The following is a 26,336-nucleotide window of genomic DNA, read 5'->3' as shown; positions in this document are numbered from 1 at the left end:
GTCAGCTCCTCGAGAACATGGCGAGCATGCGGCGCGTCACCGCGAAGCCACCGAAGATGTTGATGCTGGCCAGCAGGGTCGCGACGAAGGCGAGTCCGGTGACGACGGCGTCGCCGTGGCCGATCTGGAGCAGCGCGCCGACCACGATGATCCCGGAGATCGCGTTGGTGACCGACATGAGCGGGGTGTGCAGGGCGTGGTGCACGTGCCCGATCACGTAGTAGCCGATGACGATCGCCAGGGCGAAAACGGTCAGGTGCCCACGGAGTGCGGCCGGGGCGAGGGCGGTGAGCAGGAACAACGCAGCCGCGCCGCCGCCGACAAGCGCTAACGGATTTATCGGCTTTTTTACTTCCTTGACCGGTTTTTTCTCGGCCGGAGCCGCAGCGGCCGGCGCCGCTGACACCGCCACCGCCGGCGGCGGCCACGTCAGAGCACCGTCATGCACCACCGCGATCGACCGCTGCACCACGTCCTCGAAGTCAACGACCAACTGGCCGTCCTTCTCCGGCGTCATCAGCTTCATCAAGTTCACCAGGTTCGTGCCGTACAGCTGCGAAGCCTGCGCCGGCAACCGCCCCGGCAGATCCGTGTACCCGATGATCGTCACCCCGTTGGCGGTCACCACCACTTCGCCGGGAACGGTCCCTTCGACGTTGCCACCGTTCGCGGCGGCCATGTCGACGATGACGCTGCCCGGTTTCATGCTCGCCACCATCGGCGCGGTGATCAGTTTCGGCGCCGGCCGTCCGGGGATCAGCGCCGTCGTGATGATGATGTCGACGTCGCCGGCCTGCGTCGCGTACAGCCGCGCGGCCCGCTCGTTGTAGTCGTCGGACATCTCCTTGGCGTACCCGGTCGACGACACCTCCACATCGGCGGCTTCGACGGACAGGTATTCGCCGCCGAGCGAGCGGACCTGGTCGGCTACTTCGGGGCGGGGGTCGGTCGCGCGTACGATGGCTCCCAGGCTCCCGGCCGCGCCGATGGCCGCAAGGCCGGCCACTCCCGCACCCGCGACCAGGACTTTCGCTGGGGCGACCTTGCCCGCGGCGGTGACCTGCCCGGTGAAGAACCGTCCGAAAGCGTGCGCCGACTCGACGACCGCGCGGTACCCGGCGATGTTCGCCATCGACGACAGAACGTCGAGCGACTGCGCCCGGGAGATGCGCGGCACCGCGTCCATCGACAGCGCCGTGATCGGCCGCCGGGCGAGATCGGCGACCAGATCGGGGTCGAGACGCGGGTTCAGCATGCCGATCACCGTGCTGCCGGGCGTGAGTTTGTCGAGCTGCTCGGCGGGTGGCGGGTTGATCGCGAAGACGATGTCCGCGGCCAGGGGGTCGCCGATGGTCGCTCCGGATTCGGCGTAGGCATCGTCCGAGAACGATGAACCGGCTCCGGCTCCGGACTCCACGACCACGTCGTATCCGAGCTTGACCAGCTGCGCCACAGTGGAGGGCGTGGCTGACACCCGCCGCTCACCCGGATGAGGGTCACGCGGTACACCGATGATCATCATTGACTCCCGGTTTGAAGTTGACCAAGACAACGTGGAGCGCGGGTCGTTGGTTCAACGCTTGTTACTCGTCAGTAGGGACTGAGGCTAGGGGTTCGCGCGCCAAAAACACAGAGCCCGTCGCACTTAATGTCACCGGAGCATCACAGACCAGGCAACCCGTGTCACTCACCCCGCGGAGATCATCCCAAGCTTTGGAGCCGGCCGGCGAGCCGTCCCAGCAGGACTGCACCCACCCCTCGGCCGGGTGGGGTGCGGCTATCTCCGGGGTCCGTGTGACGCCGGCAGCCGGAGAGGCGGGCTGACATCGGGCACTCAGGAAGTTCGGCTACTCTCCGTGCCCGTGACGCGTTTCCGGTTCTTGCCCACCGCCCTGTTCTGCGCCTGCCTGTCCGTGCTCACGGCGTGCAGCTCCTCCCCCGCGTCGCCGACCGCGGCATCATCGGCGACCGCATCGTCCGCGGCCGGTGATGCGGCCGGCGCCGCGGCAGGCGGCGCTGTCACGACAGCGGTGGCGGACAAAGCGCTCTGCAAGACCCTGAACACGGCGGCGACCGCCCTGCGAACCGGCATCACCGAAGCCCAGCAGGAAGGCGGCGGCGTCAAGGCCGCCGACGCGAAGCGAACCTTCACCAAGTTCCACACGACGGTGAGCGAGGCGCTGGCGTTCGCCGAGACGAGCGACGTCAGCACCGCCGCCAAGGCCATCGCCGACGAGCTGGGCAAGGCCGCGAAGGCCACCGACCCGATCAGCAGCGCCGCCGACTCAAACTTCGACAAGCTGGGCACCGACCTGACCGAAGCCTGCAAAACCGCCGGCGTGACAGTGATGTTCTGACACCAGCGGCGTCTGGTTGCCTCGCATTCAACTCGCCGTGCCACGCTGCGATGATGCGTGTCGATGAATACGTGGAGACTCTTCGGTCGGATGGCCTCTCCCTGGCCGCGGCCGCAGAGCGCGCCGGGCTCACCGCGCCGATCGCCGGCTGTCCCGGCTGGCAGATCCGGGACCTGCTCGCGCACCTCGGCGGCGTCCACCGCTGGGCGGCCGCGCACGTCAGAACCCCGAGCCCCGGCCCCCTGCCCGACGGCGATTTCTTCGAGGCGCCCGACGACGCCGCCCTGCTGCACTGGTTCCGGGCCGGACACCACGACCTCGTCGACATCCTGGAAACCGCCGACCCGGCGATGCGCTGCTGGACCTTCCTGCCTGCCCCGTCGCCACTGACGTTCTGGGCTCGCCGCCAGGCCCACGAGACCGCCATCCACCGCGCCGACGCCGAGGCGGCCACGGGCGCGGTCTCGTCATGGACGCCCGCTTTCGCCGTGGACGGCATCAACGAGCTGGTCGAAGACCTGTTCGCCGGCTCCAGCCGGCTCGCGGCGAACCCACCGCTCAGCATCGCGCTCGCAGCGACCGACGCCGGCGTGGCCTGGACACTCACGCTGGACCACACCGGTCTCCACGTCCGGGACGGCCTCCACCCGGCCGGTCTCACCCTCGGCGGGTCCGCCTCCGACCTCTACCTGCTGCTCTGGAACCGCACCGGCCTCGACCGGCTCGACACCACCGGCGACCGGCGGGCCCTCGACATCTGGAAAGCCAACGCGAAGATCACTCGGGAGCCGTGACCAGCTCACGCGGCGGGCGCACGGTCCCCGCGATCATCGCCGCCAGCCCGAACAGCACCGCGATCACGATCAGCGCCCGCAACACGGTGATCCGGTCGCCGAGGAAGCCGATCGTGGGCGGGCCCGCCAGGAACGCGCAATATCCGATCGATGCGATGACACTCACCCGGGCAGCCGCGCGGCGCGGATCGTCACCACCAGCGCTCATCCCCACCGGGAAACCCAGCGACGCGCCGAGCCCCCAGAGCAGCGTGCCCGCATACATGAACACCGGCGACGGGCCATAGACGAACAGAACCACCCCGACAATGCCGATCACGGTCAAGACCCGGACCACTTGGGTACGCCCAAAGCGGTCGAGCAGTCCAGGACCAAACCACCGGCCGATCGTCATGGCCGTCAGGAACCCGGCGAACGCGAGAGTGCCGAGCGCCGGGGAAACGTGATAACCGTCGATCGCGGCGACGCTGATCCAGTCGTTGCCGACCCCTTCGGCGAAGGCGAAGGTCAGCACGAAGAGACCGATGAGCAGCGTACGCGGCTCGCGCCAAGCAGTAAGCGCGCTGACCCGTGGCAGCTCCTCGGCACCCGGTTCCGTCTCGTCGTGATCGGGGACGAACTTGCGGGCCTGCCAGACCACCCCGGCCACTACCACGACCGCAACGACGGCCAGGTGCACGGCGACCGACACGTGCACGGCGACCATGACCGCGCCGAGCAGTGCGCCGGCGACAGTGCCGAAGCTGAACCCGGCGTGGAAACGCGACATGATCGACCGGCCGAGGTGCCGTTCCACGACGGTGCCCTGGACGTTCATCGCCACGTCCCAGGCGCCGTTGGCGAATCCGAGCAGGAACAGTCCGATCACCACCGGGACGACGCTGACGGCCGAGCCGAACGCGGCCGTCGCCAGGCCGACGCCGAGCAGGGCCGCCATCCCGATGACCGTCCGGGACGAGCCGATGCGGGTGACCACCGGCCCGGACAGCGGAAGCGCCACCAGTGAACCGGCGGCGATGGCGAGCAGCACCAGGCCGAGCGCCGACGGGTCGAGTTCGAGATGGTCGCGGACCTGGGGGATCCGCGACGCCCAGCTGGCGAACGCGAAGCCCGAGCCGATGAACGCGGCATAGGTAGCCGTGGTGGCGGCACGGACCGTTGCCGGCGGCGGCGCGGTGGTCGAGGTCATGTGTACAAGCGTACGCAACCACGCCACCGAATTGTCAGCCGGCGAGCACCGGAACCCGGCCGGCCGGGTGGAAGGCGCGGTACTTGCGCAGCCGCAGCACCAGCCAGCCGAGGCTGATGATCGCCAGGATCACGTACGCCACGACCGAGCCGAACGAGTCCCACGCCGTGTGCAGCGCGACCGCCCCGGCGAACGTGCCGAGGAAGATCAGACCGTTGCGTACGCTCGGCGCACTCGCCAGCATCCACAGCGCCCCGCAGGTCAGCCCGGTCCACGCGGTGTGCCCGGCCGGCGAGGTCAGCCCGCGGACCAGCAGCGTCTCTTCGAGCGCACCGACGTTGCCGTTGGACGACAGGAGCGCGGTGAAGGCGTACCCCATGGTTTCCAATGCGGCGAAGCCCATGCCGCTGGCGACACCGATGACCAGGCCGTCCGACGGCAGGCGGCGCTTGTGCCGGACGATCACCGTGAGCAGCACGATCACCGGGACGATCAGTTTCGCCGTCTCCTCGATGAGCGCGACGAACAGCATCGGCAGGGTGCCCAGGTCGTGCAGCGCGTCGAATTCGAGGGTGCCGGCCACGATCAGGCCGACCACACCGCCGAAGAACGCGGTGAGCAGCAGCACCGACGCCGGTACCTGCCACTGACCGGTCCGGGCCTGCGCGAATGTCAGGAACGCCGCCGGCACCGTGCTCGCTCCGAGCAGGATCAGGGCCGGTACGAGGTTCGGATTCTGAGTTTTGACCAGGGTGCGCAGCACCAACAGATAGAGCGCCAGGCCGATGACAAGGACGGCCACCCAGCCGAGGCGGCGGAACCACTCACGCATCATGCGAACATCGTGCTGCATATCGAGCGGTGAGCCATCGGTAAACGTACTGCTCGTTCGAAACGCGGAACAGAAACTCGGAACAGAAACTTGGAACGGCAACTCGGACCGGAAACGCTGGCCCGGTCGCCGGCGAACCGGGAAGATCACGGGATGAGCGAACCTCCGGTGATCACCCGGGTGACCGGGCACCTCGGTCATATCACGCTGAACCGGCCGGCTGCCATCAACGCACTCACCGCGGAAATGGTCGCGCTCGTTGCGCGTACCCTCGCGGGCTGGTCGGTCGAAGATCGCGTCCGAGTTGTCGCGATCGACGGCGCCGGGGAGCGCGGGTTGTGCGCCGGAGGCGACATCCGGGCCATCCACGCGGACGCCGTGTCGGGCGGGACGGCGTCGCTGGAGTTCTGGGCAGAGGAATACCAACTCAACGCGACGATCAACGAATATCCGAAACCGATCATCGCGCTGATGGACGGCGTGGTGATGGGCGGCGGGATCGGGATCTCCGGGCACGCGTCGGTGCGGGTGGTGACCGAGCGGTCCCGGCTGGCGATGCCGGAGGTGGGCATCGGGTTCCACCCCGATGTGGGCGGATCGTGGCTGCTCAGCCACGCGCCCGGCGAGCTCGGCACGCATCTGGCCCTGACCGGCTCGGCGATCGGCGCGGGCGACGGGATCGCGGCGGGGCTGGCCGACCATTTCGTGCCGTCGGCCCGGCTGCCGGAGATCATCGCCGCGCTGGCCGAAAGTGATCCGCACCAGGCGATCGGCGCCACGGAACCGCCGCCAGCCGATCTGGATCGGACATGGATCGACGAGTGTTATGCCGGCGACGACCTCACCACCATCCTCGATCGGCTCACGAACCACCCGCATCCGGCCGCGCAGGCCGCTGCCAAGGAGATCGCCACGAAGTCACCGACGTCGCTGGTCCTGACGCTGCGATCACTACGCACGGCGGCCGGCCTGCCGAACCTGCGGGCGGCCCTCGACGAGGAGCTGCGACTGAGCGCGGTCATGCTGCGGCTGCCGGATCTGGCCGAGGGCATCCGCGCGCAGATCATCGATAAGGACCGGCGTCCGCGGTGGCAGCCGGCTTCCTTACGAGACGTCGTACCAGGTCCTGCGTGACCGCGACGCCGATCAGGACGATCAGCGCGCCGACCGGCTGGTTCCAGTGCAGGTGCTCGCGCAGGATCAGCACGCCGGCCACGGTGGCGACCACCGGCATCAGGTAGGTCACCGACGACGACGTGCTGACGCCCGCCACCCGGATCACGTGGAAGTTCAGCACGAACGCCAGCCCGGTGCCGAGCGCGCCGAGCGCCAGCACGCAGACCAGCACGTTCGCGGAAAGATCGAGAGGGTTCGGCGGTGCGCCGGCGAACAGCGGCGCGACCAGAGCCAGCTGGGACCACCGGCGCATATCAACCCGGGTGTCAGGAGCAGTAAGTGCAGTCACCCCTGACGCTGTGCCGAACCGCAGCGCGTTTCGCGCGCCAGTATGGAGCTCAGGAGGCCGCCAGCAGCAGGGCGAGTTCGAGCGGGATTTTTGTCACTCTGCCCACCGGCCGCCGGGGCACCCGCACCTGACTGCCGATCACGACAACACACCAGGCTCCGGGCTGCGGTTCGCCGTAGAGCGTGGCCGGTCCCGCCTCTCCGGCTTGCGGCACGGGCTCGGCCCGGACGGTGAACTGCCGGGCCGCGTTCGCCGGTTCGGTCACCATCACCACGATCTCGTTGCCGCTGTCGATCACCTGGACCGCCCGGACCGGCTGCGGACCGGCGAGGAACCGGCGCAGCGCCCGTCGCCGGCTCCCGGCCCTGACCAGCAGCGCGAAACCGGCGCCGGCCATGGTCACCAGGGGCAGCAGCAGGACGGTGATGTCGTACGGCTCGCTGCTCAGCTGCCGCAGCCCGGCGTCGTCGACGAGCACGCCGACCCGGCTGCCCACCGGGTAGTCGGCGGGTTCCAGGACCTCCAGATAGTACGAGTCGCCGTTGTCGAGGTCCACGCCGATCCGGGTGTCGTGGTGCTCACGGACCACCGCGCTGATCGACGGCGCCGCCGCCTCCTGGGCGGTGACCTCCGCCTGGTGCCACAGCGTCGCGGTGATCCCGGCGATCCCGGCGCCGACGAGGATCGTCCCGATCAGCACGGACCGGGTGATGGACGGCAGCCGCTCCAGCGTGGGCGGCTGCTCACGCCGCACGTAGTCAACCGTGTCCTCCACCCGGGCCACCCCGGCGGCCGAGTGCCCCGCCCGGGCCACCCTGGCGGCGACCGGGTGCTTCAGCCGCGCCACCGCGACCGTGACCGCGACCAGTGCGAGGGGCAGCGCCATGTGCCAGCCCATCCCCACGTCCTCGGCGCGGTCGGCGATCGGCCACAGCACCGCGCAGATCACCGCCGCCACCACGGCGGACCAGCGGTGCAGATAGGACATCACCGGGACGACGGCGAGCAGGCTGATCCCGACCGAGGTCAACGGCTCCGGACCGCAGGTCACGGCCGAGCAGGGCACGTAGGGCATAGTGACGACGATCAGCACGACGATCGTGACGGCGACGCCGACTACCAGGAGATCGGCACGGGGATGGGGGCGCACGCCGCTATTCTGCACGCTCAGCACAATGGAGCGGCTATTAGTGCGTACGCCGGAAATAACGGGAAAAGGCCGCGTCGCGGCCGTCACACTGCGTTGCAGCAGCTCGCGTGGCTTGGAATCGGATTAGAAACAGCTGAGAAATCTCTGCTGTTTAGCGTCCCCGCCAGTTGATCATTCAACTCCTGTTCCTAGGAGCATTGTATGAAAATAGGCGGATTACTCCTCTCAGTAGTCCTCACGCTTGCGATCCCGGTAGGAATAGCCTCACCGGCGAGCGCAGCGCCGAGCGAAACGAAGACCACCCCCACGACCGCGCTGCCCGATCCGACGGCGCGTGGTCCCTACGGCCATCAGGTCATCCAAGAGGCCAAATTCGGTCTCGCCACGATCCAGGAACCGAACTCGGACGGCGCCGCGCCCACCGCAGGCACCTCTCAGGCGTCCGAGCAGGTCGAGATCCGTGGACAGCTCTACATGCCGGACTGGTCGCTGCGCACGAAGCCGTCGCCGCTGATCGTCCTGGTGCACGGCAACCACGGCTCCTGCGACTCCGGGCAGGTCTCGGCGACCATCACGTGTGCCGAGTTCAAGCACAACGAGAGCGGTTACGCCTACCTCGCTGAGAACCTCGCGACCTGGGGATACACCACGTTCTCCATCTCGCAGGACCAGCTGATGATGCGGCAGGACAGCAACAAGGGCAAAGGCATGCACAACCGCCGCATGCTGATCGCCGCCGCTCTCGACGCGATCACCGCGGCCTCTGAAAAGGCCGGTCTGCCGATCGACGAGCACACCACGATCGGCACTGTCCTTTCCGGTCATCTCGACATGACCCGCATCGGCATGATGGGCCACTCGCGCGGTGGTGACGCGGTCACCAACTTCATCGACTACAACCGGATCCGCACCGACGGACCGCGATACCCGATCAGCGGTGTCATCTCGCTCGCGCCCACCGATTACGAGCGCAAGGCACCGTACGGAATGCCGTACATGACGATCCTGCCGATGTGTGACGGCGACGTATCGAACCTGATGGGCGCCCGCCAGTTCGAGCGCGGCCAGACCGTGAACGCCGACGACCCGTACCCGCGGATCCAGGTGGAGCAGCTCGGCGCGATCCACAACTGGTACAACTCCGTCTGGTACGCCGACGGTGCCGCGGACGGGCAGGCCAACAACGACGCAGCCTGTGGCAACTCGGCGCCGTTCGCCACGAACAACGTGCACCCGAACAACCTGCGGCTCTCCGGTGCGGCCAGCTCCACCGACGACGCCCTGAACTACAAGATCAACAACACCGACCCGCTGAACCCTCTCGTGAACACGAAGATCTCCGGCGACGCTTCGCGGATGGGTGACCAGGAGAAGCTCGGCCTCGCGACGATGGCCGCGTTCTTCCGGCGCTACATCGGTGGTGAGGGCGCGTTCGAGGCGTACATGACCGGCGAGCTCGCCAACACCGCCGACCACCTCCAGGTCCCGGCGTCGGCGTGCCCGACCAGCGAGTCCGGCACCCGGATCGGCTGCGAGGAGCGGGTCAACACCAACTACTACGCGGGCTCGGGTACGCGCGTCGACCTGATCACCCCCGAGGTGGAGAACCCGCTCGGTCTCAACGCCCTCGGTGGTTCACTGAGCGGCAGCGGCTTCGCCGACCCGTACGCCCAGGCAGCGGGCGTCACGCCCAAGCCGGCCACGACCACCGGCGGGTACGACTGGTGCAACCCCGAGCCGCAGGACTTCGCGCCCGCCCAGCTCGGCAAGACCGGCGTACCGCTCGCCGCCAAGCAGTGCCCGCTTCCGGCGGCCACCGCGCTCGGCGGACAGAACGGCACCCGGGAGAACGCGCCGATCAACCACTCGTACGGCCCGCAGCTCACCCTCGCCTGGGAGCAGGGCTCGGACGCGACGCTGACCGCGCAGATCCCGGCCGACTCGAAGAACATGAAGTCCCTGGAGGCTCTCGCGCTGAGCGCCGCGGTGAACTTCTTCGACACCCGCAACCCGGGCGCCGACAACCGCGGTGACAACACCCGGGACACCACTGTCAACGGCACCACGGCGAACCCGGTCTGGCCGAACGAGAAGCCGACCTCGTACGACCCGGCGTCGACCAGCCAGAACTTCGAGATCGTGCTGTCCGACACGGACGGCAACGAGGCGAGCGTGCAGGCCGGCGACCCGCGCTGGGGCAACGCCCTGCACATGTCGACAGGCACCAACACGCCGAACACGCACATCGTGCTCGACCAGATCCGGGTGCCGCTGAGCGAGTTCGCCTCGCAGGGTGTCGACGTCAGCTCGCTCGCCAAGCTGGAGTTCCGCTTCGGCACCGGTGACCTGCCGCAGTCCGGCTCGATCCAGATGGCCGACGTGCGGTTCCAGGAGAGCGCGTCCGGCAAGCAGATCCAGTCGGACGGCATCACCAAGGCCAACGGCGCCGGTTACGGCACGTTCGACTACTCGGTTCGTGCGTCCTCCACCGAGGCGGCCGAGGCGACCGGCAACGTCTGGACCGTCGACGACGACAAGGCCCAGTGCCCGGCCGCGCAGTTCACGTCGATCCAGACGGCCGTCACCTTCGCCTCGCCGTGGGACACCATCGTGGTCTGCGACGGCCTCTACCAGGAGTCGTCGACCCCGCTGAACCACGCCTCCAACCCGGTGCAGTCCGGCGCCAGGAACGGCCTGACCATCACCAAGCCGCTCACCATCAAGGGCGCCGGCGCCGACAAGGTGACCATCGAGCCTGATCAGAGCCTCGGCACCCTGGCCGGCACCGAGCCGTACCTGCGCGACGGCGGCGGCAACGTGATCACCGTGTCCCGGCAGTCGCTCGGCTCCACCGACACCAACGAGATGTTCGTCGACATCTCCGGCGTCACCGTCACCTCCGGCGACGTCTGGGCCGAGGCCGGAGTCGCGTTCTTCGGCGCGGCCGGCAGCATCTCCGACAGCGTCGTGGGCCCGCTCAAGACGGCCGCGGGTGCTGACGAACTCGCCGCGCATCCGCACGGCTGGGGAATCATCAAGACCGGAATCATCCAGGGTACGGGTGTCGGCACCGTCGAGAGTGAACTGACGGTGTCGGACAGCCTGGTCACCGGCTTCCAGTCCGGCGGCATCCTGTTCGACGGCACCCGGGGCAAGGACGGCGCCCCGGAGAACCTGGTTCGCAGCGGCATCCGCTACCACGGATACGTCGAGGACACCGCTGTCACGGGTTCGGGTTCGGCCACCTCGGTGGGCGTGCGCTACACCGGCGGCACCGACGGATACGTCGACTCCAGCCGGATCAGCGGAACCGGCGTCGGCCTGCTGCTCGCCGACTCGGGCACCGTCACCGCCACTGGCGACGTGCTCAGCGGCAACGGTTACGCCGTCTACAACGCCGACGCCACCGGCACGGCGGTCCGCACCGACGCGCCGATCACGGTGTCGAAGTCGTACTTCGGCAAGGGCAAGCCGGCCGTCTCCGAAAGTTCTTCGGTGATCGTCAGCAAGCCGCTCTCGTCGGCGCCGCGCTCGGTGCCGACCGGCGCCGGCAGCGTCACCGACAAGCGCCCGTCGGCCACCGTGGCCGATCCGGGCCGCAAAACGGAGATCACCGTCGGTGAGACCATCAAGCCCTTGGTACGCGCCACCGACGACGTCGGCGTCAAGTCAGTGACCCTGCTCGTCAACGGATCCAAGGCAGGCACCGTCAGCACCACGCCGTACCAGCTCGAATGGACCCCGACGGCCAAGTACGCCGGCAAGAAGGTCTCCCTCGAAGCCCTGGTCGTCGACTCGTCCGGCAACGTCCGGGTCTCCGACGACGTGACGGTCACCGTCAAGCCGGTCATCCCGGCCCCGACCGTGAAGATCACCGAGGTGGACGCCAAGGACGCGTCGGTCACCGCGGCGGTCAACTCGGCCGGTGTCGTCACCCTCAGCGGCGACAAGGTGGTCACGGCAACGAAGAAGCCCAGCAAGGCGGACACGGTGACCCTGCCCGTCACGCTGACGACCGCCGGCCGCGACCAGCTGAACAAGGCCGGCCGCCTCGACGTGACGGTGACCGTCACCTTCGAGAACGCCACCGGCACCACCACGAGCCAGCCCATCAAGCTGACCCTCGTCAAGAAGAAGTAACCGTCAACGAAGCGGCCCTCCCCCAGCAATTGGAGGGAGGGCCCTTCCGTCCGGCGAGACCTCGACGTAGGCCCCCGGCCCCCACCCCACGACCGAAATCCACCGCACGGCCGTAGCCCACCGCACGGCCGTAGCCCGGATGCGTGTGGAGTTGGGGCGCGATGCGCGCCTCACGTCGACACAGGCAGCCTGTTCGCGGCGCGCGTGTCGAGTTCGGGTTCGATCCGCACCCCGAATCGACACAACCTGGTTGGCCTCTGCCCGCTTGGCGTCGCCCGTGCCGGTGTCGAGTTGGTTGCGCGCGGACTGGGCAATGTTCTTCCGCATGCCCCACACCCGTTGTGGGTTTAGTCACACCCACAACGGGTGTGACACCCAAACCGAATACCCCGCCGGAGACGACCATTCCAGCGTGTCGATCAGCCCCGCCAGCCGGTCCGGCGGGCGCGCGCCGTCACGCGCCGATCAGGTCCTGGAGGCGCCGGTCCATCTCGGCGTTGATGGCTTCGCGGCGGCTGCGGGCCTCTTCGCGGAGGGCCTCGATGCGGTCCAAGGCGGCTGCTCGCTTCGCCGGGAGGGCCGTGACGCGTTCGGCGTGGCGGTGGCGAGCGTCGGCGGCGATCGTGGACGCGCGTAACTCGGCGTCGCTGAGCAGCAACGCGGCCTCGGTGCCGGCCTTGTGCAGCACGTCGTCGCACTCCTTGCGGGCCTCGGCCAGGAACTCCCCCGCGGTGCGTTCGGCCAGCTCGATCACCTGCGGATTACCCGGCGCCGCCGGCCTGGTCGCGGCTGCGGCGGCGCGGGCCTGTTCGAGTTCGGCCTGCACCGCTCGGGCGCGTTCCTCCGCCTCGGCGCAGCGGTCTTCGAGCTTGCGCAGATGGCCGCGGAGGTCGTCGTGCTGAAGCTGTTCGCTGAGCGCCTGGTTCTCCTCCACGAGGCGTCGCATCTCGGCCGCCACGTCCTTGAGAAACGCGTCGACCTCACCCTCGTGATAACCGCGCCCACCAGGTGCCGGCTGCCGGAACACCACCCGGTCGACATCGTTCGGAGCCAGAGATGACGTCATGAGCTCGCTCTCTCTGCAGGGTCCGTGCACGTTCCCACAGCCCAAGGATCTTCCGCGCCGCAACAACGTGTCAGAAGTAGACGTGAACGCTCTTTCAATGTCAACACCGTGTATCACGAAGGGTTCCTGACAGTGACGCCCGCAGCGGCAGAGCCACGAAGTCACATGCAACCCCGATGATGGAGGTTCCCGTCGTGCCACCAGAAGCGCCGAATGGGGGGAACAGATCTTGGACAGCTCCGAGGAGGACGAGTTCCGCGCGTTCGTCAGCGTCCGGATGGAACGCTGGCGGCGCGCGGCCTACCTGCTCTGCCACGACTGGCATCTCGCCGACGACCTGGTCGGGACCGTCGTTGGCAAACTCTTCCTGCACTGGCGCCGGGTCTCTGCAACAGACAACCCTGATGCGTACGCCCAACGCGTACTGACCAATGCATGGATCGACGAGCGCCGCCGCCCCTGGCAACGCGAACTCCCAGCCGACGTGCTGCCGGAACCCAGCTGGACACCGCCGGACTCCACCGGCGACCGGGAGCAGCTGATCCGCCTGCTCGCCAGGCTGGGTCGCCGCCAGCGAGCCGTGGTCGTCCTGCGCTTCTACTTCGACCACTCGATCGAGGAGACGGCCGAGATGCTCGGCATCTCCACGGGAACCGTGAAGAGCCAGTCCGCGCGAGCCCTCGAGATGCTGCGCACGCTGTCCTACGCGACGGGGAGACCACAGTGAACCAGGACATGCTCGACCAGCTCATCGGCGCCGCCCCACCGTCGACGGTCGACGTCGGCGCCGTCATCGTCCGCACCCGGCGCCGGCAGCGGCTGCGCCGGATCGGGGCGAGCAGCGCCGCGGCCGTGGCGGTGGTCGTGGCCGTGCTCGCCGGCGTGAGCCTGACCGCGAGCCCGCAGCAGCCGGCCCCGCCGGTTGCGGCAGCGCCCTCGCCGTCGCCGGCAGCGCCCTCGCCGTCCGCAGCGACGAAGACACCCGAGAAGATCACTCTGGCCCGGGTGCGGCAGGCCTGGGAGACGGCCACCGCCGAGCACGCGACCGGCCTCAACTGGATCTACATGCCGGACGTTCCGGGCGAGAAACGGACACCGGACGGGCAACCGGCCATGTGGGACGAGGGCGAGGACGCGTTCGCCGGGCGCTCCGGCATCACCCGTGACGGCATGGACGGCAAGGGCGGGTTCTACCTGTGGCTTCGCCCGATCGGCTGCGGCCAGAACCAGTCATGCTCCGAGCTCTACGACTGCGACGGCGGGGCATCCGACTGCACGACGACGCGTACGAAATCGGGTCTTGACCTGGTCCGATATGTCGACGAGCCGGGCAAGGGCTGGGTCTTCTACGGCGTCGACATCCGGATGCCGGGCGGAAAGCAGCACCTGTCCATGACGGTGGTGAACTACTTCGGCGGGGACGGCAGCGCACCGGTCACCGCGGTGCCACTGGTCACCCGCGGTGAGCTGGAGGCGATCGCCACAGCCATCGCCGACGAGTTGGCCGGCTGACCCCTTCAGCCGGACCCCGGCGTGCCGATGGGGAGGCCGTGAGGAACCGGCTGCTGACGCGTCTGGGCGTCATCGGCGTCGCGGGCCTGCTGCTGCAACTCGTCCTGCCGCATCTGTCCGAGGCCGCCGGTCTCGTGGTGGCCTGTCTGCCGATCGCGGCCGCCGGCTGGTACGCCGCGGCCTCGTTCTGGCGGCAGGCCCGCGTGCACCGGGGCCGGCAGCGAGCCGGCGTGCTCTTCGGCGCGGCGTCGGGCGCGCTGCTCGGCGGCTCGTACTCGCTCTACACGGTCGCCGGACTGGCCGGCGGCCACCAGTGGCTGGAAACCGCGGCCGACCTCGCCAGCGTCTCGGCGGCGGTCGTCGCGGTGCCGGCGATCCTGGTGGCGGTGCCGCCGTTCACCAGTTGGCTGGCCCGCGGCACGTACCTGATCGACGTCGCCACCGTGGCCGGAGCGATCTTCGCGACGGCCTGGCAGTTCGCTCTCGCACCGGTCGCCGAGCGGCTGGAGCCCAATCAGCGCGCGCAGTTCGCGGTCACCGTGGTCGCCGAGATCCTCGCGGCCTCGATCGCGCTCATGGTGATGTCCCGGGTCGACTCCCGCCACTACCGGGCCATGCGGGTGCTCGCCGCCGGCATGGGCATGTTCGCCCTCGCCGCCCTGATCAGCATGCACAACCAGACTCAGGGCCTGCCCTGGTACGCATCAGGCCTCGGCGCGGTCTACCTGATCGCCGGACTGATCATCGCGCTGGCCAGCCGCGACACGCTGGACGCGGACCAGAACACCGGGACACGCAGCCAGCTCGACGGGGTGTGGAGCACGCTCCCGCACCTCCCGGTGATCATCGCGCTCGCGTCGGTAGCGGTGCCGTACGTGGCCACCGGGACGCTGAGCCCGGTGCTGGTCGGCACGTTGCTGGGAACGTCGGCCCTGGCCGTGGTCCGGCAGATCCTCAACTCGCTGGTGGTCCGGCAGCTCTTCGTCGACCTGGAGGAGCAGCGGCACCGGCTCGACCACCTGGCACACCACGACAACCTGACCGGACTGCCCAACCGGGCCGCCTTCCACGCCCGTGGCGACGCCGTCCTGGCGCAGGCCGCGCCCGGCACGGTCACCGCGGTGCTGCTGCTCGACCTGGACGGGTTCAAGCAGGTCAACGACACTCTCGGGCACGCCGCCGGCGACGCCCTGCTGACCGGGGCCGGCGAGCGGATCACGCGAGCGCTGCGGTCCGGCGACATCGCGGCCCGTCTCGGTGGCGACGAGTTCGCGGTGGTCGTACCCCAGGTCCTGGATCTCGGCGACGCCGTCGCCGTGGGTGAGCGAATCCTGCGAGAGTTCGCCCGGCCGATGGTGATCGCGGGCCAGCAGATGTGTGTACGCGGCAGCGTCGGCGTCACCGTGACCAGCGAGCCGGGGCGCACCCTCGATCAGCTGGTGCACGAAGCGGACACCGCGCTCTACGAGGCGAAGGCCGCCGGCAAGGGCCAGGTGCGCGCTTACCGGATCCCCAGCCGCGAAATCGGCGTGATCTCGTCGCCTACAGTTTGATGATCGTCTATTGATTCTTGGTGTGCGATCGAACAGGATCCTGATTCATGGTTCGCCGCACGGCGCTGGTCGCCGCCACCGCACTCGCCCTGGTTCTCGCCACGGCCACCCCCGCGCTCGCTGCTCCCCCGGCCGAGCTCCCCGGCAACGCCGAAGCCATCGAGACGAAATGGCAGCCGGCGTACGACTACGACACCGACGGCTGTTACCCCACCCCGGCCATCGGCCCGAGCGGCACGGTGAACGGCGGCCTCAAGCCGGCCGGTTCACTCAGCGGCGACTGCCACGACGCTGCCGACCTGGACAACACCAACGGGTACTCGCGGTACAAGTGCAACAACGGCTGGTGCGGCATCGCATACGGCCTGTACTTCGAGAAGGACCAGGCACTGGCGAACAGCTCGATCGGCGGCCACCGCCACGACTGGGAGCACGTGGTCGTCTGGGTGCAGAACGACGTCGCTCGCTATGTCTCGACGTCGGCGCACGGCGACTTCAGCATCGCCGCGGCGAGCAGCGCGGTCTGGACCGGGAACCACCCGAAGATCGTCTATCACAAGGACGGCGCCAGCACGCACACGTTCCGGCTGGCGAACTCGGGTGACGAGCCGGCCGAGAACGCGTACCACGTCTGGCAGTACCCGTCCCTTGTCGGCTGGACCGGCTTCCCGTCCACGGCGATCCGCACGACGCTGAGCAACTACGACTTCGGCAGCGCCAACTTCGGCCTGAAGGACGCCAACTTCGTGGCCCTGCTGACCGAGGCCAAACCCGCCGGGATCACCTTCAACCCAGCAGCCTGACCTCCGGCCCCCACTGCCCGCCGCCGCACCGCCCGCCGCCCTCCGCTCCTCCTCTGCCGGATCTTGACAAGTTCCGCCTACTCGAGTTTCGCCATCTGTGGAGGAGTAGCGGGTTCGGGGCGGCGTGGCGGTGTGGTCGTTTCTCGTTGCGAGGCGCTGTCTGGAGATCTCGTGCAGTTCAGCCGGCCGATCGACCACGAGTGCACGAGTTTGCGGGACGGCCACCCGTGGCGTGTCGGGTTCGGGTGGTTAGCGAGCATTGTGATGACGCTCTGCCACCGCAGCGGGTCAACAGCGCCGGATCTTGGCGACTTGTGGGTGTTCTATGCCCCACAGGTCTCCAAGGTTCGGCCAGCAACAGCGGTGCGGCGTTCACCCTGCGTGACGATCCGGCGGGACGGGTGCCGCAGGCAGGTCATAACGGGCGAGGACCGGAGTCGTCGCGCCGCCGCGCGCTGTGCTGTCGGGCAGCCGTGCCGCCGTGCTGTCGGGCAGCCGTGCTGTCGGGTCGCCGGGCCGCCGTGCTGTCGGGTCGCCGGGCCGCCGTGCTGTCGGGTCGCCGGGCACGGGTTGAAAGCGGGGCCTCGCAGATCTTGTGGACTTCGGCGAACCGTTTGCGCGCAACTCCACAAGATCGGCCAGACCTGTTCGATCTTGCGGAGTTGTGCGGCCACGTCTGCGGGGAAGTCCACAAGATCCAGCCGGCGCGGCGCGGCGCGGCGCGGCGCCGGGCAGTGCGCAGAAGCGCGGCGCGGAGCGAAGAAGCGCGGGACAATATGACAAAGCTGAACAATCGGGACAGCAGGGCGGCGCGAGGCAGTGGCGCGGGCAGCGCGGCCAGCGCGGGTGGCGCCGTCCGAAATTCAGGAATCTGCACCGAGGGGGTTATCGGACGGAATCTGGCGCGGGGCCCTGGTGCCGTTCTCCTGGGATTTGTCGACGACCCGTGAACCGGTGATCCGCGCGACTACCCCCACCACCTCGGGGAGGCGTCGACCGCGGCCGTCACGAACCTCGGATCAAAATCGGACAGCTGGCGCACCCCGCTCTGCAGGCACGCGATGAACGCGATGCCCGCGCCGCCGGCCGCAAGCGCGTCACCCGGCGAGTCACCCACGTAGACGCACTGCGCCGGCGTCAATCCGGTCTGATCCAGCAGCTCATCGAACGCCCGCGGGTCCGGCTTGCCGAAACGCGTGTTGCCCCGGTGATAGACCGCGCTGATCCGGGACGCGAGCACATGATCGGGAGCGACCATATGCCGCACCTCGGCCTCGGTACGCGAGGTGAGCAGCATCACCGCGTACCCACGCAAAAGGAGCTCGTCGAGCGCCCGCAGGTTCACGGCCGGGATGACGTCGAGCAGCCCGTCGTCCACGTGCCGACTCATCGCCGCCTGGAACAGCGGCCCGAACACCTCGAGATCCAGGCCCGGCGAACGCTGCCGCATCGCCTCCACCAGCGGCGCGCCCCAGGTCGCGAGGTGCAGCGAACGCGGCATCGGCGGACGGCCATCTCGGCCAGGACCTCGTTCTCCAGCGTGAACGAGGCCTCCTCGGTCATGCACAGCGTGTCGTCCACGTCGATGACCACGGCTCGAATCATGATCCCAACTGTAGAACGATCCTCAATTCGGCCAAATCCCCGCCGATTTCGACGTTCGACGGGTATTTCGGGTGCGGAGGGAGGTGGTCGTGGTCGCCTGGTTCCTTCCGATCGCTGTCGTGATGGCCGTGACCGAGACCCTCCTGATCGTGCTGGGTACCCGCACCGGTTTCCCGAACCTGCTGGTCTGGGTGCCCGCCGTGGCCGGGCCGGCGATGGCCGCTGCCGCCTTCCTGCATGCCGCGAAGGCGACCGAGGGCACCCTGCACACGTTCTGGCGGCGTGTCGGCGTGGCGATGAGCGTCGTCTTCGTGGCCGCGGTCAGCCAGACCGTCGACGTGGCCACGGTCTCGTCCGACGGGATGCCGCCGATCGGCTCGCGGACGCTGCTGCTCTACGTGATCGGCACGATTCTCGCGATCGCGGCGCTGCTGCGGCTGCCGGGCGGCGGGCGCAGCTGGCGGCAGCTCACCACGGCCGTGCTGGACGTCGCCGTGGTGGCGGTGACCGCCGGGATCGCGGCGTCGCAGTACGTCGGCTGGTTCATGGACCGCTTCGGCGTCAGCACCTCGGCGTGGTGGCTGAACATCGCGATGATGGCGATCGCGGTGGCCGGCGTCGTGGTCGTGGTGAAGATCATGGCGGCCCGGGAGAGCCCGGTGCCCCGGTCGGCGTTGTGGTGCCTGGCGCCGATCGGGCTGGCCGGGCCGCTCTCCACGGTTCTGATGACGCTGCTGAAACAGTGGCCGCACCTCAACGGCAGCGCCGCGGTTCTGCCGTTCGTCGGCCTGTGCGGGGCGGCGGCGGCCCATTTCGGTCTCCGGAAGCCGCCGCAGCAGCGCAGGAGACATCTCGCGATCTACCGGCGCAGCACCGCCGTCCCGCTCGTCGCCACCGGCCTGACCAGTGTGCTGGTCGCCGCCGTGTTCCTGCGTACCGGCCATCTGAGCACCGTCCAGGTGGCCGGCACCGCCCTGTTGCTGCTGCTGGTGGTGGCCCGGCAGGCGATGGCGCTCTCGGAGAACTCGACGCTGCTGGACTCGGTCGCCCACCACGCCATGCACGACGAGCTGACCGGGCTGTACAGCCGCCGGTACTTCACCGCCGCGGTGGCCGCCGTCACCGAGCCGCACACGGTGGTGCTGATCGACCTGAAGGACTTCCGGTCGATCAACGACGGCCTGGGACCGGAGGTGGGTGACGCGCTGCTGATCGCTTTCGGCCAGCGGCTGGAAAGCCTGGCCGCCGAAAGTGCCACCGAAGGCGCCACCGAAAGCGCTGCCAAAAGCGCTGCCAAAAGTGCCGCCGCTGATGCCGTCGTGGCTCGTCTTGGTGGGGACGAGTTCGGCGTGCTCCTGCCCGGACACCCCGAGTTCGTCATCGGGGACGGCTCGATCGAGGCAGCCGGCCACGAGGTCGTCGTCGACCTGTCGATCGGGATCGCCGACGGCACCGACGACCTGTTCCGCCGGGCCGAGCTGGCGCTGCGCGAGGCGACGATCAGCCCCGGCCAGCAGCAGGTCCGGTACGACGCGTCGCTGGAACGCCGCCTCACCCAGCGCGCGACCATCGCGGCCGACCTGCGCCGCGCGCTCACCGCCGGCGAGTTCCACCTGCTCTACCAGCCGATCGTCGAGCTTCCCGACGGCCGGATGACCGGCGTCGAGTCGCTGATCCGCTGGACCCGGCCGGACGGCACGATCGTCTCCCCCGCCGACTTCATCCCGGTCGCCGAGGACACCGGGCTGATCGTCGAGCTCGGCGCCTGGATCATCGACGAGGTGTGCGCGCAGGCGGCCGCCTGGCGACGCCGGCACGGGCCCGACGCCCTGCGCTCCATCGCGGTGAACGTCTCGGCACGTCAGCTGCTCGACCACGGTCTCGTCGACGTCGTGGCGTCGGCGCTCGCCCGGCACGGCGTCCCGGCGGCGCAGCTGACCGTGGAGATCACCGAGACGGCCGTGTTCGGCGGCGGCCGTGCCCTCGCTACGGTCACCGCCCTGTCGCAGCTGGGCGTCAGCATCGCCCTGGACGACTTCGGCACCGGGCACTCGTCGCTGGGGCTGCTGCGTACCTGCCCGGTCGACATCATCAAGGTCGACAAGTCGTTCGTCGACGGCCTCAACGGCACACCTCAGCAGGAGGCCATCGCCATCGCGCTGACCGGCATCGCGGAGACGATGGGCCTGCGTACCGTCGCTGAGGGTGTGGAGACGATCGAGCAGGCGCAGCGGCTCTTCGAGCTGGGGTACCGCTTCGTCCAGGGCTTCCACTTCGCGCGCCCGCTGCCACCGGCCGGGATCGACGCGATGCTCGAGCAGGCGCACCGGCTCGCCGCCTGATCTTTTCAAAGTCGCTGAGCTGGCAACACACGACCCTGGCGAGGCACTATCGCCGGGTGGTGTGCAAGAGTCCAGCGGCTGGGTATTGGGCGGGGATGGGGTTGGCGCGGAATTGAGTGCGGGAATGACGCCGGCCGAGGACCTGTTCGGGGCCGCGAGCGAAACCGGCCGGTTGATGGCACGCCTCAACTGGACCGGAACACCTCTCGGCGCGATCGAGGCCTGGCCGCAGAGTCTCAAGGCAGCGGTGCGCATCGTGCTCTCGTCGCGGTACCCGATGCTGCTGCTCTGGGGCCCAGACTTCACCCAGCTCTACAACGACGCGTACTCCGGCCTGATCGGCGACAAACATCCGGCCGCGCTCGGCCTCGACGTCCGGGAGACCCTGGCCGAAGGCTGGGACGTGCTGCGGCCGCTGATCGACGACGCGATGGCCACCGGCGTCGCCAGCTGGGTGCCCGCCCTGCAACTGCTGCTCGACCGGTCCGGGTACCGCGAGGAGGCGTACTTCAGCGTCTCGCACGCGCCGGCCCGCGACGACGACGGCGTCACGGTCGGTGTCCTGACCGTGTGCAGCGAGGTCACCGATCAGGTCGTCGGCGAACGCCGGCTGCGGCTGCTCCGCGATCTCGCCCTGCCCGACGGCGACGGCCCGGCCGGTGTCGAGCGGACCTGCGCCCGGCTCGCCGAGGTGCTCGCCCAGCATCCGCTCGACGTGCCGTTCGCCGCGATCTACCTGCGTGACGGCAATGTCCTGCGCCGGCACGCCCTGGCCGGCGCGGACGAGCCGGCCCTGCCGCGCCATCTCCTGCTCGACGCCGCGGAGGACGACCCCTGGGGGTTGCGCGCCGCCGCCGGCGGCGACACCACCGAGATCACCAGCGTTCCGCTCACCCTCACCGGTGGTCCCTGGGACGATTTGGTACGCACCGCGGTCACCCACCCCCTGCCCGGAGGCGCCCTGGTCACCGGGGTCAGCCCGAGCCGCGCCCTGGACGAGACGTACCGTTCGTTCCTGCAACTTCTGGCTCAGCAGGTGACGGCGGCGATCGGCACCGCTCAGGCGTACCAACAGGAGCGTGATCGGGCAGCGGCGCTGGCCGAGCTGGATCGGGTGAAGACGGATTTCTTCACGAATGTGAGCCACGAGTTCCGTACCCCACTGACCTTGATGCTGGGTCCTCTTGGCGATGCTCTCGCGGACCGCGCCGAGCCGCTCGGCACCGCGCAGCGCACCCGCGTGGACACGGCGTGGCGCAACGCCACCCGGCTGCTCTCGCTGGTCAACGAGCTGCTGACGTTCACCGGCATCGAATCCGGCCAGTCCGGCGCCAGCCCGCACGTGGTGGATCTGGCACGGTACACGTCGGAGCTGGCCGGCGTCTTCCGGTCGGCGATCGAGCGCACCGGGCTGCGCCTGGTGGTGGACTGCCCCCCGCTGCCCGCGCCGGTCGCGGTCGACCCGGGCCACTGGGAGCGGATCGTCACGAACCTGCTGTCGAACGCTCTGAAATTCACCTTCGTCGGCGAGATCCGGGTACGCCTGGAGGCCGACGACTCGGTGATTCGCCTATCAGTTTCGGACACCGGCATCGGGATCGACGCGAGCGAGCTGCCCCGGCTCTTCGACCGCTTCCATCGGGTACGCGGTGCGCGCTCACGCAGCCACGAAGGCACCGGGATCGGGCTGGCCCTGGTCCGCGAGTTGTCCCGGCTGGCCGGCGGCGACGTCGGGGTGGTCAGCACGCCGGGCGACGGGACGACGTTCACGGTGACGCTGCCGTTCGGGTCCGCTTCGGCCGAGGTTCCCTCTGGGGAGATCGCGCCGGAGCCGCTGGACGCCGCGCGGGCGGCCGCGACCGAGACGGCCGGCTGGATCGACGAGACCTCGCCGGACTCCGCGACCGGCGGCATCCGGATCCTGGTCGCCGACGACAACAGCGACATGCGCGCCTATTTGTCCCGGCTGCTCACCGCCGAGGGCTGGCAGGTGCAGACCGCCACCGACGGCGAGGCCGCACTGCAAGCGATCGGCCGGATCCGGCCACACCTGCTGGTCACCGACGTGATGATGCCGCGCCTCGACGGATTCGCCCTGGTCCGCAAGCTGCGTGGCGACTCGGCCACCCGCAGCCTGCCGGTGGTGATGCTCTCCGCCCGGGCCGGCCAGGAGTCCGGTGTCGAAGGCCTCGCGGCCGGCGCCGACGACTACGTGGTCAAGCCGTTCCACGCCCGCGAGCTGATCGCCCGGATCCGCAACATCCTCGAACTCGCCAGCCTGCGCGCCGCGCACACCGAACAACTGACCGCGCTCGCGGACACCGCCGCGGTGATCGCTTCCGGTCGCGCTCTGGAGGAAGCGTTCCAGACCGCCACCGACCAGGCGCGTGCCCTGCTGAACGGCGTCTCCGCCGTCACCGTCCTGGACGCCGGTGGCAACCGGCCGGTGCTGCGTTTCACCGCCGGCGCCCCGCTCGACCTCGCGCTCGACCTCGTCGAAGCCGAGATCAAAGGCCATGACGGTACGCGGATCGGCAGCATCGCCGTCCGTATCGACCCCGACGCGCCGCCCACCGAGCAGTCCCGCACCATCCTCACGCCGCTGGCCGACATGCTGTCCTCGCTCGCCCAGAGCAGCTGGCAGCTCGAGCACGAGCGGCAGATGACGGTCACCCTTCAGCAGGCGGTGCTGCCGGAAAGTGTTCCGGAACGGGACGGCTGGGACCTGCACACGGCGTACCGCCCGGCATCAGGCCGGGTCGGCGGCGACTGGTACGACGTTGCCGAGACGGCCGACGGCAGCCTCGTTGTCAGCATCGGCGACGTGGCCGGGCACGGACTCGGCGCGGCCGTCACGACCGGGCAGATTCGTAATGCTGTCCGGGCGTACCTGGTCGAGGACCCCGCGCCGGCGCACGTGATCGCCCGGGTGGCCACGCTGGTCGGCCGGCTGCACACCCCGTTCTTCGCGACCCTGCTGATAATCAGGTTCGACCCGCGCACCGGCCGTTTCGAGTGGTGCAGCGCCGGCCACCCGATGCCGGTGCACTCGGCGCCCGGCGTACCGGCCCGGCTGCTCCCCGGCCGGGTCGGGCCGCCGCTCGGCCTGACCCGGGCGTCGTACCGGCAGAACACCGACACGCTGGAACCGGGCGGCCAGTTGCTGCTCTACACCGACGGCCTGGTCGAGGACTTCCCGAAACCGATCGACGAAGGCCTGGAACGCCTCCGTGCCCGCTGCGACCGGGAGTTCGTTGCCGGCCGCCCGGTCACCGCCCTGATCGACGCGGTCCTGGCCGACATCCCGCAGCCCCAGCACGACGACGTCGCGGTCGTCGCGATCCGCCGCCACCCGGCCGCCGCACCGGCCGCCAGCCTGCCCGAGATCGACACGACCTGGTCCTATCCGCTCGGCCCGGCCGCCGCCGCGTCGGCCCGCCGCGACCTGCAGACGGCGATGCGTGGCGACGCGGTCGACCCGGACCTGCTCTACGACCTCCAGGTGGCGGCCACCGAAGCCATCAACAACGCTGTCGAACACGCCCAGCGCCCGAGCCGCCCCGAGGTACGCCTGCGCCTGCGGGTAACCGGCGAACTGGTACGCGTCGAGATCCAGGACTTCGGCGGCTGGCGAGCCCGCCCGCCGGCCCGGGACCGAGGCCGGGGCGCCATCCTGATGAACGCCTACGGCGACGTACGCGTAACCGCCACCTCAACCGGAACCCTGGTAACCATCGAACGCCGCTGGACCTCTATGCCCTGAGGTATAGCCCGGTTTCCGCCCCCGGCCAGATCCGCCGCCGTCGCAGCGCCGGAAGACTTCTTCCCATGTTGAAGCCCTGGATTGCCTACATCCTGATCCCACTTCCGGTGCACCTGGCGCTGACGCTGATGGCCCGCTCCGACCAGTTCGCCGACAGCCCCCTGCAGCACTTCTGGGTCCGGGTAGCCATCGCCGCCACCGTCACCGCCATCGCGACAACCCTCTTCACCCGCCCCACCGTCACCGAAGACCCCACCTGACACCGCCCCCGCCCCGGCTCCGGCTCCCGGGGCGGAGTGGGCGCGCGTTCGGGCCGTTGCGCCGCTCACGCTGCCTGCGTGGCCCTGGCCGTACCGTGGCCGGCGGCAGCTCGAGGCCGTGCCGCATTACGGCATACCCGGATGCCGGGCCTCGCTGCGGCGCTCCCGGCGGGCGCGCCGCCGGGTGCGTGGGAGGGGCGAGCCGTCGTTCCGGCACGTTATTGGCACGCTGTTACGGGTCTGGGCTACGGCCGAGCGGCGTCAGCCGTAGGTGAGGCACGGTATGGCCCGCTCATTCCGGGTCTGGGCTACGGCTCGCGGGGGCGAGGCCGAGCGTTAGCTGGTCGGCGAGATCGGCAGTGGCTGGCTCTCGCTGCGGAGTCGCCGGGCCCCGGCGACGCGGTGATGAGCCACGGGACCCCGGCGACTCGGTGATGAGCACCGGGGCCCCGGCGACGCGGTGAGTTTCGGGTTGGCCGGGCGGCGCTCGAGTTTCGCCATTTCGCGTTGGGTGTTCCGCAGGTCAAGACGCTCCGGAACGGAATCAGGTATCCCGCCGGGGCGGGGCGATGCTCAAGATTCAGTCCAGCTGGCTGTCACTGCTGCTTCGAGCGTTTGAGACAGCAGTGACGGCCAGCCGGTTGAACGGGCTGGCTCTCACGGTTGTCTCGGCGCGCTTGAGGGCGGTGAACTCACACACAACACCTGCGCGTGCGCTCACCGCGTTCACCGCCCCGCAGAGCGGGACGAAACGGGCCAGCAGCGTCGACCTGCGGAACACGAACGCCAAAATGGCGAAACTCGAGGGCGGCGCAACGTCACAAGATCTGCCGCCTCGGCGAACGCCAGCGGGCTTGCTGCTGGGTGGTCAGCGAGGGCGGACCAGGCCCAGGTCGTAGGCGACGATCGTGGCCTGGACCCGGTCTCGGACGCCTAGTTTGGCCAGTAGGGCGTTCACGTGCGTCTTCACCGTTCCGGTGCCGATGCCCAAATCCTCGGCGATCTCGGCGTTCGAACGGCCCTGGGCGATCGCCATCAGCACCTCCCTCTCGCGGGGCGTCAACGTATCCAGACGCGGATCCGGCGCGGCCGCCTCGCTGATCGCCCCCGCGGCGAACGCGTCGATCAGGCGACGGGTGACCGCCGGGCTCAGCATGGCCTCGCCGGACGCCACCGTGCGGATCGCGGCCACCAGCTCAGCAGGCTCGGCGTCCTTGAGCAGGAACCCCGACGCACCGGCCCGCAGCGCCTGGAACACATAGGCGTCCTGGTGGAACGTGGTCAGCACCAGGACCCGAGGCGGCCGCGGTCCGGCGGTCAGCCGGGCCGTCGCCGTGATGCCGTCGACGCCCGGCATCCGCACGTCCATCAGCACCACGTCCGGCTCCAGCGACGCGGCCAGGCCGACACCGGCCGCGCCGTCGCCGGCCTCCCCCACCACCTCGAAATCAGGCTGCGAGCCGACGATGGCGCAGAGACCGGCACGGACCATCAGCTGGTCGTCG

19 protein-coding genes are annotated in these 26,336 nt (G+C 69.5%); 11 read left to right on the top strand and 8 right to left on the bottom strand.

Annotated elements, in window-relative coordinates:
- Nucleotide 1: 1 nt before the first annotated feature.
- Nucleotides 2–1,519 carry a Re/Si-specific NAD(P)(+) transhydrogenase subunit alpha gene (locus ACQP2E_RS15580; protein WP_433832225.1) on the bottom strand — a complete coding sequence of 506 codons (1,518 nt, stop codon included), beginning with the start codon at nt 1,517–1,519 and terminating at the stop codon, nt 2–4.
- A 343-nt stretch (nt 1,520–1,862) separates the two neighbouring features.
- Between ACQP2E_RS15580 and ACQP2E_RS15575 the strand changes: the two genes are divergently transcribed.
- Nucleotides 1,863–2,357: a hypothetical protein gene (locus ACQP2E_RS15575; RefSeq protein ID WP_433832223.1), complete on the top strand. Its 495-nt coding sequence runs from the start codon at nt 1,863–1,865 to the stop codon at nt 2,355–2,357.
- A gap of 53 nt (nt 2,358–2,410) precedes the next feature.
- Nucleotides 2,411–3,151 (top strand): maleylpyruvate isomerase family mycothiol-dependent enzyme, encoded by a 741-nt coding sequence (locus tag ACQP2E_RS15570; RefSeq protein ID WP_433832221.1) that lies wholly within the window; start codon nt 2,411–2,413, stop codon nt 3,149–3,151.
- On the opposite strand, the gene ACQP2E_RS15565 is transcribed toward ACQP2E_RS15570, so the two are convergent.
- Together ACQP2E_RS15565 and ACQP2E_RS15560 are read right to left on the bottom strand one after the other, a co-directional pair.
- The gene (locus ACQP2E_RS15565; protein WP_433832219.1) at nt 3,135–4,340 is read right to left on the bottom strand and encodes an MFS transporter; all 1,206 of its coding nucleotides are present in this window, start codon (nt 4,338–4,340) and stop codon (nt 3,135–3,137) included. The genes ACQP2E_RS15570 and ACQP2E_RS15565 overlap by 17 nt on opposite strands.
- A gap of 34 nt (nt 4,341–4,374) precedes the next feature.
- The gene (locus ACQP2E_RS15560; protein ID WP_433832217.1) at nt 4,375–5,175 is read right to left on the bottom strand and encodes a PrsW family intramembrane metalloprotease; all 801 of its coding nucleotides are present in this window, start codon (nt 5,173–5,175) and stop codon (nt 4,375–4,377) included.
- A 150-nt stretch (nt 5,176–5,325) separates the two neighbouring features.
- On the opposite strand from ACQP2E_RS15560, the gene ACQP2E_RS15555 reads away from it, so the two are divergent.
- Entirely contained in the window at nt 5,326–6,306 is a 981-nt protein-coding gene (locus tag ACQP2E_RS15555; protein ID WP_433832215.1) for an enoyl-CoA hydratase/isomerase family protein, read from the top strand.
- Here the strand turns inward: ACQP2E_RS15555 and ACQP2E_RS15550 are convergent.
- On the bottom strand, nt 6,236–6,637 hold the full coding sequence (locus ACQP2E_RS15550; RefSeq protein WP_433832213.1) for an EamA family transporter: 402 nt from the start codon (nt 6,635–6,637) through the stop codon (nt 6,236–6,238). The two genes, ACQP2E_RS15555 and ACQP2E_RS15550, sit on opposite strands and share 71 nt — an antisense overlap.
- Nucleotides 6,638–6,686: 49 nt before the next feature.
- Nucleotides 6,687–7,787 (bottom strand): hypothetical protein, encoded by a 1,101-nt coding sequence (locus ACQP2E_RS15545; RefSeq protein ID WP_433832211.1) that lies wholly within the window; start codon nt 7,785–7,787, stop codon nt 6,687–6,689.
- 201 nt (nt 7,788–7,988) lie between these two features.
- On the opposite strand from ACQP2E_RS15545, the gene ACQP2E_RS15540 reads away from it, so the two are divergent.
- A complete protein-coding gene (locus ACQP2E_RS15540; RefSeq protein ID WP_433832209.1) occupies nt 7,989–11,927 on the top strand; it encodes an Ig-like domain-containing protein in 3,939 nt (1,312 codons plus the stop codon).
- Between the two features lie 454 nt (nt 11,928–12,381).
- On the opposite strand, the gene ACQP2E_RS15535 is transcribed toward ACQP2E_RS15540, so the two are convergent.
- Complete coding sequence (locus tag ACQP2E_RS15535) at nt 12,382–12,993, bottom strand: DivIVA domain-containing protein (protein WP_433832207.1); 612 nt, start codon at nt 12,991–12,993, stop codon at nt 12,382–12,384.
- Nucleotides 12,994–13,222: 229 nt separating this feature from the next.
- Here ACQP2E_RS15535 and ACQP2E_RS15530 point away from each other — a divergent pair, with 229 nt between their 5' ends.
- From ACQP2E_RS15530 to ACQP2E_RS15515, 4 genes are read left to right on the top strand one after another with little or no spacing between them, the layout of a single operon-like run.
- Complete coding sequence (locus tag ACQP2E_RS15530) at nt 13,223–13,720, top strand: SigE family RNA polymerase sigma factor (RefSeq protein WP_433832205.1); 498 nt, start codon at nt 13,223–13,225, stop codon at nt 13,718–13,720.
- Nucleotides 13,717–14,505 carry a hypothetical protein gene (locus tag ACQP2E_RS15525; RefSeq protein WP_433832203.1) on the top strand — a complete coding sequence of 263 codons (789 nt, stop codon included), beginning with the start codon at nt 13,717–13,719 and terminating at the stop codon, nt 14,503–14,505. Before ACQP2E_RS15530 ends, ACQP2E_RS15525 begins: the two co-directional genes overlap by 4 nt.
- 38 nt (nt 14,506–14,543) lie before the next feature.
- Entirely contained in the window at nt 14,544–16,058 is a 1,515-nt protein-coding gene (locus tag ACQP2E_RS15520; RefSeq protein WP_433832201.1) for a diguanylate cyclase domain-containing protein, read from the top strand.
- Nucleotides 16,059–16,105: 47 nt separating this feature from the next.
- On the top strand, nt 16,106–16,861 hold the full coding sequence (locus ACQP2E_RS15515; RefSeq protein WP_433832200.1) for an NPP1 family protein: 756 nt from the start codon (nt 16,106–16,108) through the stop codon (nt 16,859–16,861).
- Nucleotides 16,862–17,828: 967 nt separating this feature from the next.
- On the opposite strand, the gene ACQP2E_RS15510 is transcribed toward ACQP2E_RS15515, so the two are convergent.
- On the bottom strand, nt 17,829–18,362 hold the full coding sequence (locus tag ACQP2E_RS15510; RefSeq protein WP_433832198.1) for an HAD family hydrolase: 534 nt from the start codon (nt 18,360–18,362) through the stop codon (nt 17,829–17,831).
- A 193-nt stretch (nt 18,363–18,555) separates the two neighbouring features.
- Here ACQP2E_RS15510 and ACQP2E_RS15505 point away from each other — a divergent pair, with 193 nt between their 5' ends.
- The 3 genes from ACQP2E_RS15505 to ACQP2E_RS15495 all read left to right on the top strand — a co-directional run bounded on the left by ACQP2E_RS15505 (nt 18,556) and on the right by ACQP2E_RS15495 (nt 24,831).
- Nucleotides 18,556–20,808 carry a putative bifunctional diguanylate cyclase/phosphodiesterase gene (locus ACQP2E_RS15505; protein WP_433832196.1) on the top strand — a complete coding sequence of 751 codons (2,253 nt, stop codon included), beginning with the start codon at nt 18,556–18,558 and terminating at the stop codon, nt 20,806–20,808.
- Nucleotides 20,809–20,932: 124 nt separating this feature from the next.
- Nucleotides 20,933–24,571, top strand: a complete 3,639-nt coding sequence (locus ACQP2E_RS15500) for a SpoIIE family protein phosphatase (RefSeq protein WP_433832194.1) — start codon at nt 20,933–20,935, stop codon at nt 24,569–24,571.
- Nucleotides 24,572–24,636: 65 nt separating this feature from the next.
- Nucleotides 24,637–24,831, top strand: coding sequence for a hypothetical protein (locus ACQP2E_RS15495; RefSeq protein WP_433832192.1), 195 nt, complete (start codon nt 24,637–24,639; stop codon nt 24,829–24,831).
- 868 nt (nt 24,832–25,699) lie between these two features.
- Here the strand turns inward: ACQP2E_RS15495 and ACQP2E_RS15490 are convergent.
- Entirely contained in the window at nt 25,700–26,323 is a 624-nt protein-coding gene (locus ACQP2E_RS15490) for a response regulator (protein WP_433832190.1), read from the bottom strand.
- Nucleotides 26,324–26,336 lie beyond the last annotated feature (13 nt).

The sequence above is a fragment of the Actinoplanes sp. CA-015351 genome (assembly GCF_050955685.1).
In the GTDB taxonomy this organism is placed as follows: Bacteria; Actinomycetota; Actinomycetes; order Mycobacteriales; family Micromonosporaceae; genus Actinoplanes.
Note: the sequence above shows the minus strand (reverse complement) of the source record. Positions and strands in the feature narration are given on the sequence as shown.